General features: G+C 57.3%; 15 protein-coding genes. 4 read left to right on the forward strand and 11 right to left on the reverse strand.

Annotated elements, in window-relative coordinates:
• Positions 1 to 35: 35 nt before the first annotated feature.
• The 10 genes from Q1B27_RS05780 to Q1B27_RS05825 all read right to left on the reverse strand — a co-directional run bounded on the left by Q1B27_RS05780 (position 36) and on the right by Q1B27_RS05825 (position 8,708).
• Positions 36 to 1,001 (reverse strand): GlxA family transcriptional regulator, encoded by a 966-nt coding sequence (locus tag Q1B27_RS05780; protein ID WP_299845038.1) that lies wholly within the window; start codon positions 999 to 1,001, stop codon positions 36 to 38.
• 9 nt (positions 1,002 to 1,010) lie between these two features.
• Entirely contained in the window at positions 1,011 to 1,913 is a 903-nt protein-coding gene (locus Q1B27_RS05785) for a homocysteine S-methyltransferase family protein (protein WP_299845041.1), read from the reverse strand.
• 94 nt (positions 1,914 to 2,007) lie between these two features.
• Positions 2,008 to 3,063 (reverse strand): alcohol dehydrogenase family protein, encoded by a 1,056-nt coding sequence (locus Q1B27_RS05790; protein WP_299846804.1) that lies wholly within the window; start codon positions 3,061 to 3,063, stop codon positions 2,008 to 2,010.
• Positions 3,064 to 3,065: 2 nt separating this feature from the next.
• The gene (locus tag Q1B27_RS05795; protein WP_299845044.1) at positions 3,066 to 5,510 is read right to left on the reverse strand and encodes an FAD-dependent oxidoreductase; all 2,445 of its coding nucleotides are present in this window, start codon (positions 5,508 to 5,510) and stop codon (positions 3,066 to 3,068) included.
• 68 nt (positions 5,511 to 5,578) lie between these two features.
• Positions 5,579 to 5,956, reverse strand: coding sequence for a GFA family protein (locus Q1B27_RS05800; protein WP_299845047.1), 378 nt, complete (start codon positions 5,954 to 5,956; stop codon positions 5,579 to 5,581).
• Positions 5,953 to 6,342 (reverse strand): GFA family protein, encoded by a 390-nt coding sequence (locus Q1B27_RS05805; RefSeq protein ID WP_299845050.1) that lies wholly within the window; start codon positions 6,340 to 6,342, stop codon positions 5,953 to 5,955. The genes Q1B27_RS05800 and Q1B27_RS05805 overlap by 4 nt, the downstream gene beginning before the upstream one ends.
• A gap of 2 nt (positions 6,343 to 6,344) precedes the next feature.
• Positions 6,345 to 6,962 carry a LysE family translocator gene (locus Q1B27_RS05810; RefSeq protein ID WP_299845053.1) on the reverse strand — a complete coding sequence of 206 codons (618 nt, stop codon included), beginning with the start codon at positions 6,960 to 6,962 and terminating at the stop codon, positions 6,345 to 6,347.
• A gap of 4 nt (positions 6,963 to 6,966) precedes the next feature.
• Positions 6,967 to 7,539, reverse strand: a complete 573-nt coding sequence (locus Q1B27_RS05815; RefSeq protein ID WP_299845056.1) for a helix-turn-helix domain-containing protein — start codon at positions 7,537 to 7,539, stop codon at positions 6,967 to 6,969.
• Positions 7,540 to 7,855: 316 nt separating this feature from the next.
• Positions 7,856 to 8,308, reverse strand: coding sequence for a GAF domain-containing protein (locus tag Q1B27_RS05820; RefSeq protein WP_299845059.1), 453 nt, complete (start codon positions 8,306 to 8,308; stop codon positions 7,856 to 7,858).
• A 28-nt stretch (positions 8,309 to 8,336) separates the two neighbouring features.
• Positions 8,337 to 8,708, reverse strand: coding sequence for a hypothetical protein (locus tag Q1B27_RS05825; RefSeq protein ID WP_299845062.1), 372 nt, complete (start codon positions 8,706 to 8,708; stop codon positions 8,337 to 8,339).
• 91 nt (positions 8,709 to 8,799) lie between these two features.
• Here Q1B27_RS05825 and Q1B27_RS05830 point away from each other — a divergent pair, with 91 nt between their 5' ends.
• Positions 8,800 to 9,396, forward strand: coding sequence for a TetR/AcrR family transcriptional regulator (locus Q1B27_RS05830; RefSeq protein WP_299845065.1), 597 nt, complete (start codon positions 8,800 to 8,802; stop codon positions 9,394 to 9,396).
• 1 nt (position 9,397) lies between these two features.
• Here Q1B27_RS05830 and Q1B27_RS05835 read toward each other — a convergent pair whose 3' ends face one another.
• Positions 9,398 to 10,570 carry an acetyl-CoA C-acyltransferase gene (locus Q1B27_RS05835; RefSeq protein WP_299845068.1) on the reverse strand — a complete coding sequence of 391 codons (1,173 nt, stop codon included), beginning with the start codon at positions 10,568 to 10,570 and terminating at the stop codon, positions 9,398 to 9,400.
• A gap of 94 nt (positions 10,571 to 10,664) precedes the next feature.
• Here Q1B27_RS05835 and Q1B27_RS05840 point away from each other — a divergent pair, with 94 nt between their 5' ends.
• The 3 genes from Q1B27_RS05840 to Q1B27_RS05850 all read left to right on the forward strand — a co-directional run bounded on the left by Q1B27_RS05840 (position 10,665) and on the right by Q1B27_RS05850 (position 13,287).
• Positions 10,665 to 11,003 carry an STAS domain-containing protein gene (locus tag Q1B27_RS05840; protein WP_299845071.1) on the forward strand — a complete coding sequence of 113 codons (339 nt, stop codon included), beginning with the start codon at positions 10,665 to 10,667 and terminating at the stop codon, positions 11,001 to 11,003.
• A 36-nt stretch (positions 11,004 to 11,039) separates the two neighbouring features.
• Positions 11,040 to 11,480: an ATP-binding protein gene (locus Q1B27_RS05845; protein ID WP_299845074.1), complete on the forward strand. Its 441-nt coding sequence runs from the start codon at positions 11,040 to 11,042 to the stop codon at positions 11,478 to 11,480.
• 229 nt (positions 11,481 to 11,709) lie between these two features.
• Positions 11,710 to 13,287 carry a gamma-glutamyltransferase family protein gene (locus Q1B27_RS05850; RefSeq protein WP_299845077.1) on the forward strand — a complete coding sequence of 526 codons (1,578 nt, stop codon included), beginning with the start codon at positions 11,710 to 11,712 and terminating at the stop codon, positions 13,285 to 13,287.
• The last annotated feature ends 6 nt before the right edge of the window (positions 13,288 to 13,293 follow it).

Here is a 13,293-nt window from a genome sequence, read left to right on the forward strand (position 1 = left end):
CGCGATCCGTCAGACAATCTGTGATTTTCAACATCTCAACCGGAATCCGGCGTGCCCATCCGCTGTTGTTTTCGCGCGGCCTGCGGTGTCAAACCAAACTGCGCCCGGTAATGCGGGGTAAAACCGCTGGGAAAACCGCAAGCCAAGGCGATCTCGTTAATCGGCATCGAAGTGTTCAGAAGCAGGTTATTCGCCTTGTTGAGCCTGAGGGCCCGGTAATATTCAGCCGGACGGCTGGCCAACTTGTCGCGAAAACGCCGTTCCAGTGAACGCGAGGAAACCCCGACCAGACGCACAAGCTCTGCGATCGGCAGCGGCTCTTCGATATTGGCCTGCATCAGCGCGATACATTCATCAAGTTCCTTGTCACCGGTCAGCGCCACGCTGCTGCCCCCAAAGGGTTGCAGCGTGCCCAGGTCGCGAATGCGGTCATGCAACAAAACATCCGCAACCGCCGTAACCGTGGTGGATGGGATATGCCGCGCCATGATGGTCAGCACCATATCCACGGTCGATCCCATACCGGCGCTGGTGGTGATCTGACCCTGTTCCGTCGCCAGCACATGAGACGTCTCTTCAAAGTCTATCTGTTCCTGCAATACCGCGCGATTTTCCCAATGGGTGGTCATACCTGTATCGCCACGCTCGCCAATATAGCGGCTGGCGGCTTCGGCCAGCAAAATGACCTTGGTACCGCGGCTGACATAGGTGTCGATGACCCGCCCCATCGACAGCGCCGGATGCGCCGGATCAGAATTTCCAAGAGCAAAGACATAGTCCGCTTCGGGGTACGATTCAAAGGGCACCGTTTCCACAACCGCGTCTGACGGGCAGGCCACGGGGCCGCCCTCGGCCGAAAGGCTGCGCCAGGTAAATACCTGTTTCAGCATGATCCGGTTTGCCAGTCGTAACTGGTCGACGACGCCCGCATATTCGGTCAGCACAAAACCCTCTGTTAACAACAGATCGACATGGACTGGTCTGACTTCGGGTTTCGTCATCTCATAACCTTAAACGATCTGATGCCCGTTTGCTTTCAGCTGTCGCGAAAGCTCGGCAATGTGATCCGGCCCCACCTCACAGCACCCACCCACGATTGTGGCACCCTGCCCGATCCAGCCCTGGACAAATTCTGCATAGGCAAGCGGTGTCAGATCGATGCGCGCCTCAAGTGCATCGACGGTTGGTTTATCTTCCAGAAAACCATCGCTGATATGGGTAAAGCCATTGGCATAGGCACCAAAAGGCTTGTCAAATCCCCTGATGATATCCAGTGCCGCCGTCACCGCTTCGGGGCGCGAACAGTTGACCAGCACCGCATCGGGCTGATGCACCTGAACCAAGGGCAACAATCCTTGCAGGTCTTCGCCCGAACGCAGTTTGGTGCCGTCCTCATCGTCTACGGTCACCGCCAACCAGACAGGCTTGCCCGCCTGGGCAACGCCACGCAAAACGCCTTCGGCATGTTCCAGCGACGACACGGTCTCTATCAAAAAGAAATCCACCCTGTCTTTCATAAGCTCCACAAGCTCTGCAAAGGCCGGCGCTGCCGTCTCGGGTGGCAGGCAGATATCAGGCCTGTAGGACGCCTCCAACGGGCCAAGTGCCCCCGCGATCCGACCTGCACCACCATTCCCAGCGCATGCGGATTCGGCCTCGTGCAGGGCATTTTCCACCAAATCCGGCATCAGTTCAGGGTCAAGATCAACCTTCCGCAACCGATCGCGATGCACGCAATAGGTGTTAGTTGTCGCAATCGTGGCACCGGCACGGAAATATTCCTCATGCACCTCCTGCACCATACCGGGATGATCCATCATTACCTGGATCGACCAAATCGTTGTGGGCTTATCGCCGGAACGTTTCATCAACTCCTGTCCGATTGAACCGTCCAGCAATGTGATCTGCGTCATGGGTATTTCTCCGCGAATGTCGTCTGTTGTGGACGTTTGTGCCCTTGGCAAAAGCATCAACCAAATTTGTGCAACATTAGATTATGGCAGCGCATCAGGGCAAAAGAACCAGTTTCCCGGGATAGACCTTTGCCGCGAAATCTGCCTGAGCGTCGCCAATCTGCCTCAAAGGATATGTCTTGGATACAAGCGGGCGGATTTGTCCGGTATTGATCAGATCGACCAGCGCGGTAAAACTTTCGGCGGGCTGATAGGTCACCCCGAAAATCGTCAGGTCATTGAGGTAGATCGTCCGTAGATCAGCCTCTACCATCGGTCCGGCAATCGCACCTGCGGTGGCGTATCGCCCTCCGGGTTTCAACGCATCGATCAACTTGCCCCAATCGGGGCCGCCGACCAGATCAATTGCAACATTGATTGTATGCGGACCCGGCGTTTCACCGCGACCCAGCACTTCGCTGGCCCCGGCAAGACGCACGGCATCGGCCTTTTCACCGCTCGCCTGCGCGATCACCTTGGCACCACGCAATGCCGCAAGTTGCACCGCTGCCAGTCCGACACCGCCAGAGGCGCCCGTAATCAGCACCGTTTCGCCGTCAGCCACCGATGCGCGGTCGATCAACGCCATCGCTGTGCCAAAGGCACAAGGCATCGCACCAATCTCGACATCAGTCAGCAGTGAGGCACTTACATCATGAAGCCGATCCGCGGGAACCTTGCAATATTGCGCAAACGCCCCGTCATATTCCGATCCAATGACATCTATTGCCACCGGATTTTCAGAGGTTGGTACCGGTTGATTGGTACCACATGTCACCCGCATACCCGGCGAGAATGCCGTGACATCCGCGCCGGTCGAAACGACTTCACCGCAAAGGTCCGCCCCCTGAATACGCGGAAACTTCAGCGCACCCGACCAGCCGCCGCTATCGATATCATCAACGGCACCGCCGGTATCCGTCGCCCCGGTCACAGACTTCGAATACCAGCCGGTGCGGGTGTTGATATCGGTGTTGTTCACACCGGCGGCCAATACCTTTACCAGCACGTCCCCGGCACCGGGTACCGGCACCGGGATGTCCTCACGCCATTCCAGTGCCTCTGGCCCGCCGTGACGTGTCAGATAAACACCGGACATGGTGGCGGGTATGGTCACGCCCTGATCCTTTCGTTCTGCGGATCCCATAGCGGTTGATCCGGCTGCACCACAGCCTTGCATCTCTCACCGTAGATTTCCACCTCAAGCTCGGTCCCCGGCTCCGCCAGATCGGCCCGGACCATTGCCAACGCGATGCTGGCATTCACCCGATAACCCCAGGCTCCGCTGGTGGTTTCCCCGACCACTTCGTCGCCCTTCCAGATCGTCGACATATAGGGCGCGTCAGCCTCCTTGGCGTCAACGATCAGGGTCGAGAATGCCTTGCTGCGTCCTCGTTGTTTTTCGGCCAAAAGGGCGGCCTTACCGTTGAAATCCTGCGGCTTGTCGAACTTTACAAACCGATCATGACCACCTTCAAGAAGTGAATAATCCGTGCTCAGGTCGCCTTTCCACGCGCGGTATCCCTTTTCGATCCGCAGAGAATTGAGCGCATACATTCCAAAAGGTGTCGCCCCCGCGTCAAGAATTGCCTCGTAGATCGCAGGCATCACAGCGTTTTCGGCATGCACCTCCCATCCCAGTTCCCCGGCAAAGGAAACCCGGGCAAGAAAGGCTTTCTGGCCGGCAACCGTGCAATGCTGATGCGTCAGCCAACCCAGCGACAGGTCGGCGTCGGTCAGCCCTGACAGGATCTCACGCGATTTGGGGCCAGTCACGATCAGCGCCGAACGCTCGGTCGTGGTCTCATTGATCGTCACGCCATTGGGAACCGACTGACGCAACAGATCACCGTCATGCCATTGCGCGGTGGCAGCGGTGATCAACACAAAGCTGTCCTCTGCCAGGCGTATGCACGAGAATTCCGTCAGGATGTGACCCCGGCTATCCGCAACGTACACAAGGTTCATCCGGCCAATCTTGGGCAGGCCACCGGTCACGAAACCGCGTAGCCACTCGTCAGCACCCTCGCCCTGCAACCAGAACCGGCTAAAGCCCGGCAGGTCCAGAACGCCACAACCGTCGCGTACCGCTTCACATTCGTCTTTGACGCGCTGTTCCCATGGGCCGCTACGATTCCACGTCTGGGTGCTTTCCTCGGACGTATCGTCACCCGGCTTGGCAAACCAGTTGGCGCGCTCCCAGCCGTTGTAACTTCCCATCACGCCGCCCAATTCGCGTATTTTCGCATCGTTCGGGCTGAGCTTTTTGTCCCGTCCTGCGGGCCATTCATGATGCGGGAAGTGCATTGCATATTCATGGCCATAGGTTTCAAGCGCCTTGGCCAGGCAATAATCATGATCGGCGTAGTCCGTGTAACGCCGTGGATCGACCGCCCACATGTCACGTTCTGTTTCGCCATGCATGATCCATTCCGACAGCACCTTACCGGCGCCACCCCCCTGCGCGATCCCGAAGGTAAAGCTGTGGCCTTCAAAGGCATTCTTTACACCGGGCATCGGGCCAATCATTGGCAGTCCGTCAGGCGCATAGGGTATCGGGCCGTTGATATTGCGACCAACACCGGCTTCGCCCAGTAGTGGCATGCGCGCCATCGCGTCTTCGATATACCACTCCAGACGTTCCAGATCGTCAGGATAGAGCTGGAAACTGAAATCATGGGGCATCGGATCGTCGGGCGTCACCCAATGCGCCTTGCAGTTCCGCTCATAAGGGCCAAGGTTCAGCCCACTTTTTTCCTGACGCAGATAATAGGACGTATCCACATCCCGGATCATGGCAACCTTTTTGCCGTTTTCCTTGCTCCAGGCTTCCAGTTCGGCGATTGGCTCGGTCAGGAAGTATTGGTGCGACATGACCACCATCGGCACCGTGCGCCCGCCGAAGGGTTTGAACATCTCACCCACACGCTGCGCGTAATACCCTGCGCAGTTGACAACATACTCACAGCGGATTTCACCTTTCTCGGTTTTGACAATCCACTCGTCGCCATCTTTGTCGAGGCCGGTTACCGGGCAGAAACGCTCGATCCGACCACCGGCCTGACGCGCCCCCTTGGCCAGCGCTTGCGTCAACTGCGCCGGATCGATGTCACCATCCAGCGGATCCCACATGCCACCTTCCAGGTCATGGGTTGCCATGAAGGGATTATATTGGAGAAGCTCTTCTGGCGTGCAGATATCCATCTGAAGGCCCTGATAACGGCCCATCCCGGCCACGCGCTCGAACTCTTGCATGCGCTCTTTGCTATGTGCCAAACGTATCGAACCGGAGACATGGTAGTTCATCGGATAATCGACGTCTTCACCCAATGTGCGATACATTTCGGCCGAGTAGCGCTGCATGTTCATGATCGCCCAGGAACCGGCAAAGTTGGGCACATTGCCCGCCGCATGCCAGGTCGAACCCGCTGTCAACTCGTTCTTTTCCAGCAGGATGCAGTCTTTCCAGCCGGCTTTGGCCAGATGATACAGGGTCGAGGTGCCCACGACGCCGCCGCCGATGATCACCACGCGGGCTGTTGATGGAAGGTCAGCCATTTTTTGGTCTCCGTTGTTCTAGTGTTCGATGTTTCATTGTTCGGTCTGATCTGGCGGTGCGATGCCAGTCAGGATTTTTCATGTTGTGGCAGGCCATCGGCGATCTCGTAATAGTCACCTTTGTCTGCAACAAAGATATGGCTCTCTAGCCTGATGCCGGTCGGTTCCGTCAGCGCCCCAAGCGAAAAGCTGATCGCGTCTTCGTCATGCGCTTTCCAGAACAGGAACGATCCGCAATTTGGGCAAAACCCGCGTTTTGCGGTCGCGCTGGCCTCGTACCATTTTATCGGGCCGACAATGATAAAATCGCTTTCCGCGGCGCTGGACGAGGCCCAGTGATGCCCCGATTGCTTGCGACACTGGCCACAATGACAGGCGGTCGCCCGGCCCAGGGGGCCATTAACGGTAAAACTGACGTCTCCGCAAAGGCAATTTCCTGCGATCATGATGTCTCTCCCTTATGCTGCGGCAATCCATCGGCGATGTCATAATAATCGCCCTTGAAATCCACCCAGTAATGTCCTGAAAGAGCCAGCCCCTCGGTGCTGTCCAGCGCGGCCATGGCAACCATCACCGTCGGCCCTTCATTCGTGCGCCAGAACAAGGTTGATCCACAGTCGCGGCAAAATCCACGCGCTGCGAACTCGCTGGACCTGTACCATGCCAACCCGTCTTCGCGCGAAAACCGCAGCGCTTTTTTCGGTGCGGCCACGGCGCTGAAGTAATGCCCCGACTGCTGGCGGCACTGTTTGCAATGGCAGGTGATCGGATCCTCCGACACCGCGTCGATGGTAAAGTCCACTGCACCACACAGGCAAATTCCGCGGCGCATGTTCAGGCTCTCCCCGGTGTGGTGGCGCTGCCAAGCACCACGCCGTAGATAATGAAGCACGAGGCCAACGCCCGCCGCAGCCAGACATTGAACACAGCCCCCAATGCCGCCCGGCCCAGTCCGGCACCAAGCGCAGTGTAGGCCACATAGCTCAGCGCGGTGAGGCTTAGCGCGGTCGGAAAGATCACCCACATTTGCTGACCGATGGGCACGTCCGGCTGGACGAACTGACTGAAGGCAGCCAGATACCCGGCCACGCTTTTGGGGTTTATCGTGGCAATAACCAAGGCCCGCCAATAAACTGAGCCTTGCGGCGCATCCACCGTCACCATCCGTCGCGCCATGATCCAACCACGCACACCCAGATAGATCAAAAATGCCGCTCCAAGCAGTTTCAATGCCTGAAACGCTGCGGGTGAGGCGATGATCAGCGCCGTGACCCCAAGCGCCGAGAGCGTCAGGAAAAGCGTTGCCTGGGTCAGGATCGCCAGCACTGCCCAAAGGCCGCGGCGAAATCCGATCGTTATGCCATTGGTGATGCAATTGACCGCATTGGGTCCGGGTGTTGTCACGAAAACCACCCAGAATAGCGCGAATATGTTCCACCCTTCCCAGCTCATGAAATCAATACACCGGTGGGGCGATCACCCAGATGGCAACCGCCGGGTCGTCATAGGGGTTGATCCATTCGTGAGGCTCGCCTCGAATACGGAAACTGTCGCCGGGATTGATGATGTAGGTCGTCCCACCGATCATCAGATCCAATTTGCCAGATATCAAGAAACCGACTTCCTGCGTTGGTCGCGTAATGATCTCACCAGCGCGGCTTTTCGGTGCGAAGGTCGAATGCACCATTTCGAAATCATCCGTCAGGTCGGGCGAAAGCAACTCTTCGATCAGGCCACCTTCGCCAGTTCCAATCTGTCGTCGCGCTCCTTGACGCACCACAAATCCTGTCTCACTTGCAGCACTTGTAGTCTGCCCGAAAAGCATTGAAATCGGCACATCAAGAGCTGCTGCGATCGCCCGCAGGTCATTGATCGACGGTTCGGATTTATCGCGCTCGACCTGGCTCAGCCAACCCACGGATCGACCCAATCGTTCTGACAGCTCACTCAGTGTTACGCCGCGCACTTTGCGCAAAGCACGCAAGTCAGCCCCGAGGGTTCGCGAAGAAGCAATATCTGACTGGTGCATCGGTCGGGTCTCTGAGAATCACGGCGATGAAAAATTGTACCGTATTTTCACGATGCCTCGAATCAGTGAAATTTCAAAGCTTTTTTTCATGCGCGCAGAGCGGAATCGGCGTTTGATTCCGATAATCCTTTCGCGCAATCCCCTCAATTCAGGCATATGACGCCGCGTCACATCGCCCAAATCGGCAAAAGGTAAGGTTTTCCTAACTTGGCAGGCTCCCGAAAAACCCCCAACGAGCGCGAATTACCACTCACGGACGCTTGCCCAAAAGGCACGTCGCCCATCGCCCCGGGGTCGCCTCGGGGCGATACGCTCCTTATTTTGCAAATACCTGATCCAGAATAGTGCGTAGGGAAACAGCGTCGTCCTGCGTGAATGCGTCAGGTTGATCACTGTCAATGTCCAGCACCGCCAGCAATTCACCGGTCCTGTTCCAAACAGGCAGCACGATTTCTGATCGGGTCGAGCTGGCACAGGCTATGTGATCCGGGAAGGCATCGACATCCGCAATCAATTGCACCTCTCCGGTTCGGGCCGCCGCGCCGCAAACTCCCCGGGAAAAAGGAATGACAAGACAGCCATGCCCGCCCTGATATGGACCGATCTTCAAAAGCTCCGGACCGACCACCCGATAAAACCCTGTCCAGTCAAAACGGTCATCCGCATGATGCACTTCACAAACAACCGTTGCCATCAAGGCCACGACATCGTCTTCGCCTTCGGTCAGGGCAGCGATGGATTTGTTCAGGGCATCATAATCTGCGCGCATCTTTGGCCAGCCTCAAGATCGGTACGCCTCAGACCGGCGCACCACGGCGGCGTTTAAACACGATCACCAAGACCGCCGCAATGGCCAGTTGTCCGGCGATCACCGCCGGCCAAATCAGGGCAAATTGTGCATCGAAATACTTGTGCGGCCCAAAAGAAACAGCTGCCGCGAATGCCGCCAGCACCGCAAGCCCCCGCCCCATGCGCGTTTGCCCCAACATCAGCGCCGCCACGGATGCAGACAGTGCCATCCCAATAAACGGTGCAATTCCAAAAAGCGGCGTGGCCTCTGGTGGATGCGGCATCACTTGCGCGTAAAGCGACCCAAGCATGACAAGCTGTAACACGATCAACGTAGCTAAAGCAGCCTGCATTCCAGCGATGTTTCTCTGATCGGTCATACTGCCGCTCCAATATCCGTACCAATATGTACACCTTGCATTATCCGTAATGATATGTACGGATACAGTCAAGAGCCAAAATGAGGTGATGATGAAGCATGACAAGAGATCAGCGCGTATGTTGCAAATCGAAGAGGCCGCCTATGTCCTTATTCAGGAAAAAGGCTATGCCAGCACCTCGATGCTGAACATTGCCAAGCGCGCCAAAGCTTCCAATGAGACGCTTTATAATTGGTATGGCGACAAGCTTGGCCTGTTTCACAGCATGGTGGAAAGCAATGCCAAAAAGGTCAGTAGCGTCTTGCAGGAAGCCATCGAGAAGAATGCTGATCCGATTGAGACGCTGGTGCTTTTCGGCACGGCGTTGCTTGAGATGCTGACAGGGGACCGCGCCGTCGCCCTTAATCGCGCTGCGGCAGCTGATGCAAGCGGCACGTTGGGCAAAGCGCTGGCGATTGCGGGGCGCGATGCCGTCGCCCCCCTGATCGGAAGAACTTTAGAACAAGCAAAACAGGCAGGAGCGCTGCGTTTCAGCGACACTCAATCCGCCACCGAACTCTACCTCAATCTGTTGATCGGCGACATGCAACTGCGCTGCGTCACAGGGCAGATTGCCCCCCCAAACGCGACTGCCCGATCCGCACGCGCATATCGGGCAGCGACTTTGTTACAAAAGCTACTGGATTAGATCAGACCAGCTCGATCGCGATCGCCGTACCTTCACCGCCCCCGATGCAGATGGCCGCAACACCGCGTTTCAACCCGCGTTTTTCCAAAGCGTTCAGCAATGTCACCATGATACGCGCGCCCGACGCACCGATCGGGTGACCCAACGCGCAAGCTCCGCCATTCACGTTCACCTTGTCCCGCGATAATCCCATCTCGTGCATGAAGGCCATGGGCACGACGGCAAAGGCTTCGTTGACCTCCCACAGATCAACGTCACCCTTGGACCAGCCAATTGATTTTAATAATTTTTGCGCCGCAGGGACCGGTGCGGTGGTAAACCAACCGGGCGCCTGCGCATGGCTGGCATGACCCATGATCCGGGCCCGTATTTTCAAACCCTGCGCCTTGGCCGCTTGGGCCGAAGCCAGGACAAGCGCCGCTGCCCCATCCGAGATCGAGCTGGCATTGGCCGCGGTCACAGTACCCTCTTTATGGAATGCAGGCTTCAGTTGCGGGATTTTTTCGGGACGCGCCTTGCCTGGTTGTTCATCCTCGGAAATCACGATCTCCCCCTTGCGGGTCGCGATCGTAACCGGTGCGATCTCTCCCTCGAAAGCCCCCGATTTCTGCGCCGCAAGCGCACCATCCAACGATCCAATGGTATATTCGTCCTGGGCTTCGCGGGTGAACTGGTATTTTTCGGCGCAATCCTCGGCAAAAGTGCCCATCAGGCGGCCCTTGTCATAGGCATCTTCGAGCCCGTCCAGGAACATATGATCCTTGACCTCCGCGTGACCGATCCGGGCGCCACCGCGCATTTTGGGCAACATATAGGGCGCGTTCGACATGCTCTCCATCCCGCCTGCAATCATCGTGTCAGCGTGGCCCAGAGCGATCTGATCAAACCCCATCATTGCAGCCTTCATGCCGGATCCACACATCTTGTTCAGCGTCGTGGCCGGCACGTCCTCCCCCAAACCGCCAGCGAAACCTGCCTGTCGCGCAGGCGCCTGCCCTTGGCCAGCGGGCAGAACACAGCCCATCAATACCTCATCAACGCTTGCCGCTCCGGCATCGGCCAGCGCCGCCTTGATCGCCGCGCCGCCCAACACGGCGGCGTCCACTCCGTCGAAATCGCCCTGAAACCCACCCATCGGTGTGCGCGCGGCCCCGGCTATGACAACTTCCTTCATCGGATATCCTCCTGAATTTTAGGCATCTGCATACCGAATGGTAACGAATGCAGTCTAGCCTCAGTGGTACTACTACTTACCATGCGAGGGCGCTATGGATCTGCAAACCACCATTCACGAGTCAATCAATGTCATCACCGTTAACGCCGAGCGCATAGATGCCTCGGTCGCGATACAATTCAAAGATGCGATGCGCGCCGTGACGGATGACGGGCCTGACCACATGGTTCTTGATCTCGGACAGGTGGCATTTGTCGATTCCAGCGGGTTGGGGGCCATTGTCGCGGCGATGAAACAGATGGGCAAGGATCGTAAACTGGATCTGGCGGCGTTGACGCCGGATGTGGCAAAGGTTTTTCGGCTGACACGAATGGATACTGTTTTCGACATTCACGAAAACGTCCAACAGGCAGCCCCACGCGCCGCTGGCTGACACAGTTTTTCGGACGGTTTCCAGTCGGAGGCGGCAGTGGAATTCAGAACCAACCAACATGGGTTTTCCATCTCCACGATCGGAAACGAGCGGTCCGTACGCGAAGCGCTTGCCAAAACGCGTAGTGCGTTGGGCGATAGCGGTATCAGCGATGATCTCTGCTCAACCGTTGAAATCGCATTGGCCGAAGCGTTGAACAACATTGCTGAGCACGCATATGCCACCACTACCCCAGGCCCGCTCGAAATAGCAGCATTACTCGGGCCCGACGGGCTTGAATTCAATTTGCGCGACCGTGGTAACGCGCTGCCGGGTCTGACACTGCCCGAAGGAAAATTACCTGAAAGGGACGTACCGCTCGACGATCTGCCTGAGGGCGGGTTTGGATGGTTCCTTCTGCGCAACCTCGCAGAATCACTCACCTATAAACGAGAGAATGGCGAAAACTGCCTGACATTGGTGTTTGCGCAAAAATAATTGCAGGTTTGGGTAGATCAACTCAATTGTCGCAATATTGCCGCAAAGCCTTCGCAATCAGGCCCAACTGCACCAACATACCAATACCTGTAGCTGCATATGGCTTCCCTCGGCGGCGCGCGTTTACAGCCCCCACCCAGTGCGTGTCGCCGAGGACACTTTTCCCAAAGATTGGCAATCCTGAAAGACAGCCCTAGTGTCTGCCATGACACTAATCTTGGGACCAACCATGCGCGACTTTCACCTGCCAGGCCGTTCATCCGTTCTTGCCATCAACGGCATGTGTGCAACCTCTCACCCGCTAGCGGCCCGCACGGCCGTTAATATCCTCGAGCGTGGGGGAAATGCGATGGATGCGGCCATCGCCGGCGCAATTCTACTTGGTATTTGCGAACCTCAAATGACGGGCCTCGGTGGCGATTGTTTTGTTCTATTCAACACACCCGGCAATGACGAGGTGCGTGCGTTCAACGGGTCGGGCAAAGCACCCCATGCGGCAAGTGCGGAAGCGTTGCGCGCAAAGGGTCATGACACCGTGCCGCTCAACAGTGCCGATGCCGTCACAATTCCCGGCGCCATCGACGCGTTCTGCCGTCTCAGCGAGACACATGGCAAACTGGGTCTGGATGCCCTGCTGGCGCCGACGATCCACTATGCCGAAACCGGTATTCCCGTCGCGCCTCGCGTGGCCAGCGATTGGCCTAGTGCTGCCAAAATGCTGCAAGGTCACGGGCTCACCCATTACATGCCTGGCGGCATCCCCCTCAAGACCGGTCAGATTTTTCGGGCACCTCAACAATCCGAAGTATTGCGGCGCATCGCAAAAACCGGACGTGACGCCTTTTACACAGGTGAAATCGCCGACGACATGCTAGCAACGCTCAATGCCGCGGGAGGTACGCACACGGCTGAGGATTTCGCCTCCGTTGCCGGCACCGATGCGACACCCATCAGCGGCGCCTACAAAGACATCGAAATAGTGGAGCATCCGCCAAACAGTCAGGGCGCCACAGCGATCCTGCTGCTCAATATCCTGAAACATTTCGACATTGCGGCGCTGGACCCGCTCGGCAGCCAACGCGCCCATATCGAAGCCGAAGCCAGCAAACTCGCCTATGATGCTCGCGATCGTATCCTAGCCGATCCCGACAGTACGGCCCGGCTTGGACATTTGCTTTCAGAAGATACAGCGGCCCAACTCGCCGCATTGATCGACCCCAAACAGGCACAGCACAAGACAAGCACACTGACCGAGGCGGTGCATCGCGATACCGTTTACATCACGGTAGTAGACCGGGATCGCATGGCCGTGTCGCTGATCTACTCAATTTTTCATGGCTTTGGCTCCGGGATCGCCTCGGAGAAATTCGGCATCCTTTTTCACAATCGCGGTGCCGGTTTCAATCTGATCCCGGGGCACCCGAATGAACTGTCAGGTGGAAAGCGCCCGATGCACACGATCATCCCTGCCATGCTGCGTAAAAACGCGCGCGTTACCATGCCTTTTGGCGTGATGGGCGGGCAGTACCAATCCTGCGGACACGCCCGATTCGTCAGTAACATGGTGGATTTTGGCATGGACGGGCAAACCGCCATCGACGCGCCGCGCTGTTTTACCGAAGCCGGGCAATTGATGGTCGAACGCGGATATGACGATCAAACCCGCGCGGAACTGGCTGATCTGGGCCACGATGTGGCGATCCGCGACCAAGCAATTGGTGGGGCACAAGCCATTGCGATCCGCGACGATGGCGTTCTTGAAGGTGCCAGCGATGCGCGTAAAGATGGCTGTGCACTTGGATATTGATCCACG

It is taken from the genome of uncultured Roseovarius sp., from assembly GCF_947489715.1.
Lineage (GTDB): Bacteria > Pseudomonadota > Alphaproteobacteria > Rhodobacterales > Rhodobacteraceae > Roseovarius.

What these genes read in the sequence shown, in the direction of transcription:
- Q1B27_RS05780 (WP_299845038.1), bottom strand. Translation starts at nt 1,001, where the DNA reads ATGACGAAACCCGAAGTCAGACCAGTCCATGTCGATCTGTTGTTAACA.
- Q1B27_RS05785 (WP_299845041.1), bottom strand. Translation starts at nt 1,913, where the DNA reads ATGACGCAGATCACATTGCTGGACGGTTCAATCGGACAGGAGTTGATG.
- Q1B27_RS05795 (WP_299845044.1), bottom strand. Translation starts at nt 5,510, where the DNA reads ATGGCTGACCTTCCATCAACAGCCCGCGTGGTGATCATCGGCGGCGGC.
- Q1B27_RS05800 (WP_299845047.1), bottom strand. Translation starts at nt 5,956, where the DNA reads ATGATCGCAGGAAATTGCCTTTGCGGAGACGTCAGTTTTACCGTTAAT.
- Q1B27_RS05805 (WP_299845050.1), bottom strand. Translation starts at nt 6,342, where the DNA reads ATGCGCCGCGGAATTTGCCTGTGTGGTGCAGTGGACTTTACCATCGAC.
- Q1B27_RS05810 (WP_299845053.1), bottom strand. Translation starts at nt 6,962, where the DNA reads ATGAGCTGGGAAGGGTGGAACATATTCGCGCTATTCTGGGTGGTTTTC.
- Q1B27_RS05815 (WP_299845056.1), bottom strand. Translation starts at nt 7,539, where the DNA reads ATGCACCAGTCAGATATTGCTTCTTCGCGAACCCTCGGGGCTGACTTG.
- Q1B27_RS05820 (WP_299845059.1), bottom strand. Translation starts at nt 8,308, where the DNA reads ATGCGCGCAGATTATGATGCCCTGAACAAATCCATCGCTGCCCTGACC.
- Q1B27_RS05825 (WP_299845062.1), bottom strand. Translation starts at nt 8,708, where the DNA reads ATGACCGATCAGAGAAACATCGCTGGAATGCAGGCTGCTTTAGCTACG.
- Q1B27_RS05830 (WP_299845065.1), top strand. Translation starts at nt 8,800, where the DNA reads ATGAAGCATGACAAGAGATCAGCGCGTATGTTGCAAATCGAAGAGGCC.
- Q1B27_RS05835 (WP_299845068.1), bottom strand. Translation starts at nt 10,570, where the DNA reads ATGAAGGAAGTTGTCATAGCCGGGGCCGCGCGCACACCGATGGGTGGG.
- Q1B27_RS05840 (WP_299845071.1), top strand. Translation starts at nt 10,665, where the DNA reads ATGGATCTGCAAACCACCATTCACGAGTCAATCAATGTCATCACCGTT.
- Q1B27_RS05850 (WP_299845077.1), top strand. Translation starts at nt 11,710, where the DNA reads ATGCGCGACTTTCACCTGCCAGGCCGTTCATCCGTTCTTGCCATCAAC.